Source organism: Streptomyces sp. NPDC001927 (genome assembly GCF_053594455.1).
Genome location: NZ_JBSFEN010000019.1, coordinates 1 through 10127, shown reverse-complemented (window position 1 = coordinate 10127; position 10127 = coordinate 1). Strand labels below are relative to the sequence as shown.

At 71.5% G+C, this 10127-nt stretch carries 8 protein-coding genes; 4 read left to right on the top strand and 4 right to left on the bottom strand.

The window, feature by feature from the left end:
• Nucleotides 1-8: 8 nt before the first annotated feature.
• The gene (locus ACWCO8_RS36365; RefSeq protein ID WP_451035802.1) at nucleotides 9-1559 is read left to right on the top strand and encodes an acyl-CoA carboxylase subunit beta; all 1551 of its coding nucleotides are present in this window, start codon (nucleotides 9-11) and stop codon (nucleotides 1557-1559) included.
• 87 nt (nucleotides 1560-1646) lie between these two features.
• Here the strand turns inward: ACWCO8_RS36365 and ACWCO8_RS36360 are convergent, their stop codons facing one another.
• Complete coding sequence (locus ACWCO8_RS36360) at nucleotides 1647-2054, bottom strand: DUF427 domain-containing protein (protein WP_451035801.1); 408 nt, start codon at nucleotides 2052-2054, stop codon at nucleotides 1647-1649.
• A gap of 19 nt (nucleotides 2055-2073) precedes the next feature.
• Entirely contained in the window at nucleotides 2074-2955 is an 882-nt protein-coding gene (locus ACWCO8_RS36355) for an aldo/keto reductase (protein ID WP_451035800.1), read from the bottom strand.
• 98 nt (nucleotides 2956-3053) lie between these two features.
• Between ACWCO8_RS36355 and ACWCO8_RS36350 the strand changes: the two genes are divergently transcribed.
• Nucleotides 3054-3794, top strand: coding sequence for a TetR/AcrR family transcriptional regulator (locus tag ACWCO8_RS36350; protein ID WP_362006206.1), 741 nt, complete (start codon nucleotides 3054-3056; stop codon nucleotides 3792-3794).
• 66 nt (nucleotides 3795-3860) lie between these two features.
• On the opposite strand, the gene ACWCO8_RS36345 is transcribed toward ACWCO8_RS36350, so the two are convergent.
• Complete coding sequence (locus ACWCO8_RS36345) at nucleotides 3861-5552, bottom strand: acyl-CoA dehydrogenase family protein (RefSeq protein WP_451035799.1); 1692 nt, start codon at nucleotides 5550-5552, stop codon at nucleotides 3861-3863.
• Nucleotides 5552-6808: a cytochrome P450 gene (locus ACWCO8_RS36340; RefSeq protein WP_451035798.1), complete on the bottom strand. Its 1257-nt coding sequence runs from the start codon at nucleotides 6806-6808 to the stop codon at nucleotides 5552-5554. The genes ACWCO8_RS36345 and ACWCO8_RS36340 overlap by 1 nt, the downstream gene beginning before the upstream one ends.
• A gap of 234 nt (nucleotides 6809-7042) precedes the next feature.
• On the opposite strand from ACWCO8_RS36340, the gene ACWCO8_RS36335 reads away from it, so the two are divergent.
• On the top strand, nucleotides 7043-8329 hold the full coding sequence (locus tag ACWCO8_RS36335) for a cytochrome P450 (RefSeq protein ID WP_451035797.1): 1287 nt from the start codon (nucleotides 7043-7045) through the stop codon (nucleotides 8327-8329).
• Between the two features lie 274 nt (nucleotides 8330-8603).
• Nucleotides 8604-10004, top strand: coding sequence for an MFS transporter (locus tag ACWCO8_RS36330; protein WP_451035796.1), 1401 nt, complete (start codon nucleotides 8604-8606; stop codon nucleotides 10002-10004).
• Nucleotides 10005-10127 lie beyond the last annotated feature (123 nt).

Genomic DNA, 10127 nt, shown 5'->3' with positions numbered 1-10127 from the left:
GTCCAGCCATGCCGGCCACAGACCGCCTGGCGGAACTGATCGAGCTGAAGTCGCGGGTGCGTCAGGGCACGGACCCGACGGCCACCGCGCGCCAGCACGCCCGGGGCAAGCTCACCGTGTACGAGAGGATCGAACTGCTCCTGGACGAGGGCTCGTTCCAGGAGATCGAACCGCTGCGGCGGCACCGTTCGTCCGGCTTCGGCATGGAGCGGCGCCGTCCCCACTCCGACGGGGTGGTCACCGGATGGGGCACGGTCCACGGGCGGACCGTCTTCGTGTACGCCCACGACTTCCGCATCTTCGGCGGTGCCCTGGGCGAGGCGCACGCCGCCAAGATCCACAAGCTGATGGACCTCGCCGCGGACACCGGCGCGCCGCTGGTCTCGCTCAACGACGGCGCGGGCGCCCGGATCCAGGAAGGGGTCACCGCGCTCGCGGGCTACGGCGGGATCTTCCGCCGCAACACCCGCAACTCCGGGGTGATCCCGCAGATCAGCGTGATGCTGGGGCCGTGCGCGGGCGGGGCGGCGTACTCGCCCGCGCTCACCGACTTCGTCTTCATGGTCCGCGAGACCTCGCAGATGTTCATCACCGGGCCCGACGTCGTCCAGGCGGTGACGGGCGAGCAGGTGTCCATGGACGGTCTCGGCGGCGCGGACGTCCACGCGGGCGTGTCGGGCGTCGCCGGTTTCGTCTACGACGACGAGGAGTCCTGTCTGGAGGAGGTCCGCTTCCTACTCTCCCTGCTGCCGCAGAACAACCGCGAGATGCCGCCGGCGGAGATGTGCGACGACCCGGCCGACCGGCCGAACGACGCCCTGCTCGATCTGGTGCCGGACGACCCCCACCAGGCCTACGACATGCGGGCGGTGATCGAGGAGCTCGTCGACGACGGGCAGTTCTTCGAGATCCACGAGGGGTGGGCGACGAACATCGTCTGCGCGCTGACCCGGCTCGACGGCCGGGTGGTGGGCATCGTCGCCAACCAGCCGTCCGCCGCGGCCGGGGTCCTCGACATCCACGCCTCGGAGAAGGCCGCCCGGTTCGTCTCCCTGTGCGACGCGTTCAACATCCCACTGGTCACCCTCGTCGACGTGCCCGGCTTCCTGCCGGGCGTCGACCAGGAGCACAACGGCATCATCCGGCACGGCGCCAAGCTGCTGTACGCGTACTGCAACGCGACCGTGCCGCGGATCCAGCTGATCCTGCGCAAGGCCTACGGCGGCGCGTACATCGTGATGGACTCCCGCTCGATCGGCGCGGACCTCTCGCTGGCCTGGCCGGGCAACGAGATCGCGGTGATGGGCGCGGAGGGCGCGGCGAACGTGATCTTCCGGCGCGAGATCGCGGACGCGGACGATCCGGACGAGGTGCGCGCCCAGAAGATCAAGGAGTACAAGGCCGAGCTGATGCACCCGTACTACGCGGCCGAACGCGGCCTGGTCGACGATGTGATCGACCCGCGCGACACCCGCCTCGTGCTGATCAGAGCGCTGGACATGCTGAGTTCGAAGCACGCCGACCTGCCGGCCCGGAAGCACGGCAACCCGCCGGCCTGAGGCCGGCGGGTCACCCGAGGCAGCCACGGGCCGCCCGCGCGCGTACGCGGGCGGCCCGTGGCGTTCGCGCCGTTCAGATCAGAGCGTTCAGACCGCCGGTGACTCCGGCGCCGGGCCGGTCACGTCGACCTCGGCGACGGTGTCGTAGAACGACAGGTACCCCTTGATCTCGGGGACGGCGTCGATCGGGTCGAGGTACGACCACGCCACGTCCGGGTGGGCCGGCGTCGCGGCCGGGTCGTCACCGCGGTACGACCAGTAAGCTGCCTCGCCCTTGTACGGGCAGGTGGTCCGGGTCTCCGAGGGGTCGAAGAGCGTCAGGTCGACGTCCTCGGGCGGGAGGTAGTAGCGCACGGGCAGACCGGTCTCGTGGACGAGGACGGGCCGGTCGGACGTGGCGACCGTACGGCCGCCGATCACCACCCGTACGGTCTGGGACGCGTGGACGGCCACGACGCGGTGGCCGTAGTCGGTGTCGTGTGCGGTGTGCGGCATCCGGGCTCCTCTCCTGCCGTCAGCCGACGGCGGTCATGGACGTGTAGTCCTGCTCGGAGAGGCGGATCGCCGCGCTCGCCATGTTCTCCTCCAGGTGCGCCACCGAGGACGTGCCGGGGATCGGGAGCAGGACGGGGGAGTGGCGGAGCAGCCAGGCGAGCGCGAGCTGGGCGGGGGTGGCGCCGTTCGCCTCGCCGACGGTCGTCCCGTCCCCGGCCGCCGGGGCGTTGTCGGGGGTGGCCAGCTGTCCCATGGCGAGCGGGAACCAGGCGATGAACGCCAGGCCGTGGAGCTCGGCGTGGCGCAGGACGTCCTCGTACTTGCGCTCGGCGAGGTTGTAGAGGTTCTGCACGGAGGCGATCGGGGTGACCGTCCGCGCCTTCTCCAGCTCCTCCACCGTGACCTCGGAGAGGCCGATGTGCCGGATCTTGCCCTCGTTGCGGAGCTCGGCCAGCTCGCCGACCTGGTCCTCCAGCGGGACGGCCGGGTCGATCCGGTGGAGCTGGAGCAGAGGTATGGAGTCCAGGCCGAGGTGGCGGAGGTTGAGCTCGACCTGCTGGCGCAGGTACTCGGGGCGCCCGATCGGACGCCAGTCGTCGGGTCCGGGGCGGGCGAGGCCGACCTTGGTGGCGATCACCAGGTCGTCCGGGTAGGGGTGCAGGGCCTTCTTGATGAGGAGGTCGCTGGTGTACGGGCCGTAGGCGTCGGCGGTGTCGATGAAGTTCACGCCGAGCTCCACCGCCCGCCGGAGCACCCGGACCGCCTCAGCGGGGTCGGCCGGGTCGCCCCAGATGCCCGGTCCGGTGAGCCGCATGGCGCCGTAGCCGAGCCGGTTGACGCTGAGGTCGCCCCCGATACGGAGGGTGCCGCCCGCCGGGGGCCGCGAGGTGGGCTGAGTCATGTACACAGTGTTCATCAATTGCACTCTGCGAGTCAATTGCACTCCGTGAAGGAACCGAGGAGCGGTATTTATGTTTCAACACTGCTAAGATGCCGAGCATGGGACAGGTGACTCAAAGCCGGAGGATGCGCCTGCGCGAGGCGACGACCGCGGAGATCAAGGCGACCGCCCTGGAGCACATGGCCACCAGCGGTACGGCGGCGATCTCGTTGCGGGCCATCGCCCGTGACATGGGGATGACGGCCGGTGCCATCTACAGCTACTTCGACACCCGGGACAATCTCGTCAGCGTCCTGATCGCGGATGTGTACGGCCGCCTGGCCGACACCCTCGAAGCCGCCATCGCGGAGACCCCCAAGGGGGACGCGACCGCGCAGGTGCTCGCGTTCGGGCAGGCCTACCGCAACTGGGCGGTCGGCAACCCGGAGGAGTTCCGCCTGGTGTACGGCGACGCCGTGCCCGACTACCAGCCCCCGGAGGGCGGCGCGGCCGCCGAGGCGGAGCACCGCTCGTGCGCCGTCCTCACCGGCATCGTCGCGGCCGCCTGGCCCAAGGCGCAGCACCTCTACATCGGCAGCGACCACACCTGGTCCGACTTCGACCCGGAGTTCGGCGACCTGATCCGCCGCTCCTTCCCCGACCTGCCGCCGGCCGCCGTCGCGCTCTCGCTGCGCGTCTGGGGCCGGATGCACGGCCTGGTCTCCCTGGAGGTCTACGGTCACCTGGCTCCCCAGGTCCGCGACCCCGAGAAGCTCTACCGCGCCGAGCTCGTCGACCTCTCCAAGTCCCTCGGACACGTGCCGACGGGCGAACTGGTCGGCGCCGCCCCGCAGGAGTGACGTGACGAAGGCCGGGTCCGGGGGATCGCCCCCGGACCCGGCCTTTCGTGCGTCTCGGGGTGCGTCTCAGGAGCGGTCGGCGAACCCCGCCAACCAGCGTCTGCCCAGACCCGCGTGGTCCGGTCCCGGACCGGCGGTGAGCCGCCGCCACAGGCCGGCGAGCCGGTGCCCGGCCTCGACGCAGTACACGTCCGCGAGCGTCGCCGCGTCCTCGTCGCCGGGGACCGCCCTCGCGAGCACCGCGTACGAGGCGAACAGCTCCGCCCCGATGCGGCCGAGCAGGATCAGCGTGTGCTCCTTCTCGAAGAGCGCCTCCTGCCGCGGGTGGGCCGCGACCAGCTCCCGGCAGGTCGCGTGGAACCGCGCCACCTGCTCCCGTACGGCCGCCAGATGGACCCGGTTCGCCGCGCTCAGGCCTGCCCCGCCGACGACGCTGTCATCCGCGACGGGGGCGGCGCCGTCCGTCGCGTAGTACCGGGCCAACAGCCGCCGCCCGGCCTGGGCGTCCAGCTGGAAGTCCACGTTCCCGGCGATGCGCAGCCCGCGGGCGTCGCGCATCCGGCGCTCCAGCGGGACCGGGGGCGCTCCCCGGCGGAGCTTGCTCGGCAGGGTCTCGACGCCCTCCGCCCCGTACAGGGAGACGGTCCGGTCGACGATCCGCCAGGCGGTGCGCACGGCCAGGTTCTTGGCGGTGAGCCGCTCGAACCAGCGGTCCTCGGCGCCGGGGCCGATCAGCCCCCAGCGGATCACGCTGTCCACGGCGTGCACCTCGGCGAGGGTGTCGGCGACAAGGCGCTGGATCGCGTCGTACGCGATCAGGGGGCGGCCGTTGACGCTGCGCCGGGCGAGGAACTCCGCGGACCAGCGGCGGCAGAGCCGGGCGATGGCGAGGGCCGGGGCGGCGGTGAAGTACAGCTGGCCGTCGAGGAGGACGTCGGCCATCCGCTCGGAGAACCGCGGGTCCTCGGGCGCGTGGCGCAGGACGTGCTCCGCCGGCACCTCCACCTCGTCCAGGCGCAGCGCCCCATTGGGCAGGCCCCGGCTGCCGGCGAACTCGATGGACGACGTGACCTCGAAACCGGCGGCGGAGGTGTCCACGAAGCAGACGCACAGCCTCCGCCCCTCCGCCGTGTGCTCGGTGGCGGCAACGGCCAGCAGGTCGGCCACCGGGCCGTGCCCGGTGAACACCTTCTCCCCGTGCAGGACATAGGCCGTGCCGTCGGCGGACCGGGTGGCCGTGGTGCCGGGCCAGGCGTTGTTCTGCCCGGCGGGCTCGGTCAGCGCGAACCCCGAGACCGCGCCGCCGGCGAGCCGCTCGGTGAGGTGGTCGCGCAGCGGGCCCTCGGGCAGCGCCGGCAGCAGCGCGGGGGCGCCGACCCCCGCCTGGACGGCGAGCATCTGCCCGGCGGGCATGCAGAGTCCGGCGGCGTGCTCGACGGCGCGGAAGGTGTTGTACGGGGAGAGTCCCAGGCCGTCGGCCTCCGCTCCCAGGCGCAGCTTCAGGAAGCCGCTCGCCCGCAGGTCGTCGAGGAAGCCGTCGGGGAGCGCCCCGGTCAGATCGACCTCGTCCGGGTCGAGGCGGGCGCGGAGGAACGCGTCGAGCCGGGCCGTGGTCGCCTCGCCCGCGGCCCGGTCCGCCGGGTCCTGCTCGGGGAAGGCGGGCGGCTCCGGGCCGAGCAGCCCGGACTCCAGGGCCGTGGCGAACCCGGCGGCGAAGCCAGTCGTGGGCGTCGAGGTGACTTCGGGGGCGGCGGTCATCACACCCCCTGCGCGGGCACGAGTTCCACGGGTACGTCGAGCAGCACCGTGTGCTTGTTGTTGGGCGCCCAGGTCTCCGGCCCCGCGGGGCGGATCTCCTCGACCCGGTCGAGCAGCGCCTCCAGCGCGAGGCGGATCTCCAGGCGGCCGAAGGCGTCGCCGAGGCAGTAGTGGACGCCGTGGCCGAAGGACAGATGCGGGTTGGGGTCGCGCCGGATGTCGAACCGGTCCGGGTCGGGGAAGACCGTCTCGTCGCGGTTGGCGGACGGCCACCACAGGGTCACCTTGTCACCGGCGCGCAGATGTCGGCCGTGCAGCTCCACGTCCTGGGTGAGGGTGCGCCGGTTGTAGGGGTTCGCCGGCAGCCAGCGGAGCACCTCCTCGACCGCGGTCGGCAACAGGGCCCGGTCCTTGCGCAGTTCCCGCCACTGGTCGGGGTGGTGGGCGAAGGCGAGCAGACCGCCGGCGATCGTGTTGCGCGGCTGCTCGAAGCCGCTGACGAGCAGGACGCTGGCGTTGGTCTCCCGCTCCATCTCGGTGAGCGCCGGCTGGCCGCTGTTGGCGGGCAGTTCGCCGTTCGCGAGCACCGAACCCAGATCGTCCGCGGGCCGCTCTCTCTTGTGTTCGAGGAGCGAGGTGAAATAGGCGCGCAGATTCTGGTAGACGGCCCGGGACGCGTCGTCCACCCGTCCGGTCCTGCGGTGGGTGAATCCGAGGACGGCGTGCACCCATTCCGTGAGGGCCGGCCAGTCCTCGCGCGGAATGCCGAGGAGCAGCGCCACCGAGCGCAGCGCGAAGGGTTCGGTGAAGTCGTCGACGAGGTTCACCCGGCCCCGGGAGACCGCCTCGTCGGCCAGGGCGGCGGCGGTGGCGCGGAGTTCGGGCTCCAGCTCCCTCACGGCGGTGGCCAGGGCCGGGCCGAGCAGGTGCTTGAACACGTCGTGTCGCGGGTTGTCCATCATGGCGAGCACGCTGCCGGTGAGGCCGCCGCCGAAGGGCAGGTCCTCCAGGTGGGAGCCGCCGCCGGCGCGGCCGCCGCCGCCCTGGGAAGAGAAGACCGGGTCCACCGAGGCCGCCGCGATGTCCGCGTGCCGGGTCAGCACCCAGAAGCTCTCGCCGTCCGGCAGGGTGCCGGCGGGGTGGCGGAGCACGGGGGCTTCCCGGCGGAGCCTGGCGAACAGCTCGTACGGAATCCCGCGGGCGAATCCTGCATGGTCCGTGAGGTCGAATCCGTCGAGGATCTCAGGGAATTCCATGGAACTCTTCCGGTCGCTGCTATTACTCATCCGAACCTCGTGTAGGTGAGTTTTCGGTGCGATACTCTGCAATTTCCCTCGGAAAATTAGTGGTCTCCGCCCCCTAGTGCCAACCCCAGATTTTGTGGGGTACCCCTGTATGTCGTGGCGCGGTGAGAGGGGTTGGCCCTAGGGGGAGGTCGCAAGTAATTTCCGCTCCCAGCAGACGGTCCTCAATCTAGTGGGATGTGGAAAATGACCGAGGCGTCGACCGCGAAAATCCCGGATGTCATCACGTACGACCCCGAAGCCGCTCGGCGGGCGCTTCCCTTCGACCCGTTCGACACCGATTTCCATGCCGACCCGTTTCCGTACCACCGGAAGACCAGGGAGGAGTCCGGCCGGGCCTTCCGTACGCCGGGCGGGATCGTGGCCGTGTACGGCTACGAGGAGGCCGCCGCGGTCATGAAGGACCCCCGGTTCGGCTGGGGGGTCAACCCGATGGTGGCCGACCAGTTCGTGGAGAACCCCGCGAGCGGGGAGTCCGGCCGCATCCTCATGTTCATGGACCCGCCGGACCACACCCGCATCCGCGGCCTGGTGTCCAAGGCGTTCACGCCGAAGATGATCGCCGACCTGCGCCCCAAGGCGGCGCGGTACGCCGAGGAGTTGCTGGACCAGGCGTTCGCGGAGAGCCCCGACGGGCGCGTCGACCTCCAGCAGGTGCTGTCCCGGCCGCTGCCGGCCCGGGTCCTCAGCGACATGATGGACATACCCGAGCACTACCACCCGCTCTTCTTCGCCAACACCATGGAGAGCGGCCGCGGTCTCGACCCCGGCTTCACGCTCACCGACGAGCAGAAGACCGGCCGCAACGGCGCCCGTGACGTCTTCATCAACGCGGGCATCGAGATGGTGGCCGCGCGGCGGGAGGCGCCCGGCGACGACCTCATCAGCGAACTGGCCCGCGCGGAGCAGGAGGGCGACCGGCTCTCCGAGTGGGAGCTGGCGATGCTCCTGATGAACCTGCTGGCCGCCGGGTTCGGCGCCACGGCCGCGCTCATCGGCAACCAGGTCTACAACCTGCTGTCCCACCCGGCCCAGTTCGCGTGGCTGCGCGAGAACCCGGACCGGGTGCCGGCGGCCGTCGAGGAGCTGCTGCGCTACGACAGCACGCTGGCGATGGTGACCCGTACCGCCCTGGAGGACGCGGACGTGGCCGGCATCCCGGTGCGGGCGGGCGAGTACGTGGCCGTGATGATGGCCGCCGCCAACCGGGACCCGGCGGCCTTCGACGACCCGGAGCGGCTCGACATCACCCGGGAACAGACCCGCAACCTGGGCTTCGGGCACGGCATCCACTTCTGTGTCGCGGCGCCCATCGCGCGCATGATCGGGCAGGAGGCGCTCGCCGCCCTGATCCGGCGCGACGTGCGCCTGGACGACAGCAGGCGGGTCGAGCGCTGGCCCGGCATCTCGCTGCGCGTGATCGGTGAACTGCCGGTCGTTCTCGGCCCTGTTGGCGACGCCGACCCGGTCTGACCTGCCCTGCGGCGCCGCCACGGCGCCCGCTTCCGCTCGATCGCCGGCCCCGGACCGCGCACACGGTCCGGGGCCGGTTCGCGTGCATGCCGGTTCCGCTTGACAGTGAACGCCGTGGCGGTACCATCTCCCATGCGAACTCTGAACACCGCTCAGTAAACGAACGACATGTAGAGAGCGCCTCGCCGTTCTCCTTTTGCAGAAGGGCTCCAATCCAGTGGAAGGTTCCGTTAGCTCGCATCAGCGGTCCGGCCTGAGGCTTGCGCTGCTGGCGTTGGCCCAATTCATCATCGCCGTGGACTACAACATCGTGTTCGTGGCGCTGCCGGACATCGGCCAGGCCCTCGACTTCTCCCCGCAGACCCTCCAGTGGGTCGTCAGCTCCTACGCCGTGGCCTTCGGCGGCTTCCTGCTCTTCGGCGGACGCGCCGCGGACCGGCTCGGCGCCCGCCGGGTCTTCGTCGCGGCGCTTGTCCTCTTCGGCGTCTCGGCCCTGGTCGGCGGTCTCGCCGACTCGGCGGAGGTGCTGGTCGCCGCGCGCGCCGTGCAGGGCCTCGGCGGCGCACTGCTCTTCCCCGCGACGCTCACCCTGGTCGTCACGAGCTTCGAGGAAGGCCCCCCGCGCAACAAGGCGCTCGCCGTCTGGGGCGCCACCGGCAGCGGCGGCCTGGCCGCGGGTGCGCTGCTCGGCGGCGTGCTCACCCAGTGGCTCGGCTGGGAGTGGGTCTTCTTCTTCATGGCCCCGCTGGCCCTCCTCGCGCTCCTCGGCGTGCCGGCCCTGCTCGCCCCCGACGCCCCGCGCACCGGCGCCCGTCAGGGCTTCGACATCCCGGGTGCCCTGGTCGTCACCATCGGCGCCACGCTCGTCGTGTTCGGTCTGGTCAGCGGCCCCGAGTCCGGCTGGACCACGCCGCGGGTGCTCGGCTCGCTGATCGTCGGCCTGCTGCTCGTCGCCTCGTTCTTCCTCATCGAGTCCAAGACCAGCGCCCCGCTCGCGCCGCTGCGGATGTTCCGCAACCGCACCCTCGTGACCTCGATGATGGTGGCGTTCCTGCACATGAGCGCCCTGAGCGGCGGCTACTACCTGTTCACCACCTACATCCAGAACATCCTCGACTACAACGCGCTCCAGGCGGGTCTCGCCTTCCTCCCGCTGGGTCTGCTCGCGATGCTCGCCGGTGGCAAGATCGCGGCCGCCATGCTCAACAAGACGGGTCTGCGCGGGACTCTCTCGCTCGGCATGCTCATCTACGCGATCGGCATGGCCGCGATGGCCGCGGGCATGGTCGCCGGCGGCACCTACTGGGCGGTCCTGCCCGGCGTCGCCATCTACGGCTTCGGCGGCGGCCTGGCGTTCACCGCCATCTTCGCGACCGCCGGTTCCGGGGTGGACCCCGCCGAGCAGGGTGTGGCCTCGGCGCTCGCCTCCACCTCCCAGCAGATCGGTGCCGCCGTCGGGCTCGCCGTCATCCTGGTCATCGCCAACTCCGGCCTCGACCTGACCGCGGGCGCTCCGGCCCCGGCGGACGGCGACGTCATCTCCGGCCTGCGGGTGGCCGGCTGGGTCACCGCGGCCGCCGCGTTCCTCGGCGCCGTGGCCGCGCTCAACCTGCGCAAGGCTCCCGCCGCGGCCCCCGCCCCGGCCGAGGAGGTCCCCGAGGTGCGCGTCTCCTGACGCCCACCCCGTCCCGAACTCGGGACCCGCGGCCGGGAATTCCCCCGTACCGGCCGCGGGTCCCGAATCCACGAAACCCCGTGGCAGATCGGAAGAGCGTCGGGGAGGGAAAGAGTGTAAGGA

Coding starts and splice junctions, on each gene's coding strand:
- ACWCO8_RS36365 (WP_451035802.1), top strand. CDS start 9: ATGCCGGCCACAGACCGCCTGGCGGAACTGATCGAGCTGAAGTCGCGG.
- ACWCO8_RS36360 (WP_451035801.1), bottom strand. CDS start 2,054: ATGCCGCACACCGCACACGACACCGACTACGGCCACCGCGTCGTGGCC.
- ACWCO8_RS36355 (WP_451035800.1), bottom strand. CDS start 2,955: ATGACTCAGCCCACCTCGCGGCCCCCGGCGGGCGGCACCCTCCGTATC.
- ACWCO8_RS36350 (WP_362006206.1), top strand. CDS start 3,054: ATGGGACAGGTGACTCAAAGCCGGAGGATGCGCCTGCGCGAGGCGACG.
- ACWCO8_RS36345 (WP_451035799.1), bottom strand. CDS start 5,552: ATGACCGCCGCCCCCGAAGTCACCTCGACGCCCACGACTGGCTTCGCC.
- ACWCO8_RS36340 (WP_451035798.1), bottom strand. CDS start 6,808: ATGGAATTCCCTGAGATCCTCGACGGATTCGACCTCACGGACCATGCA.
- ACWCO8_RS36335 (WP_451035797.1), top strand. CDS start 7,043: ATGACCGAGGCGTCGACCGCGAAAATCCCGGATGTCATCACGTACGAC.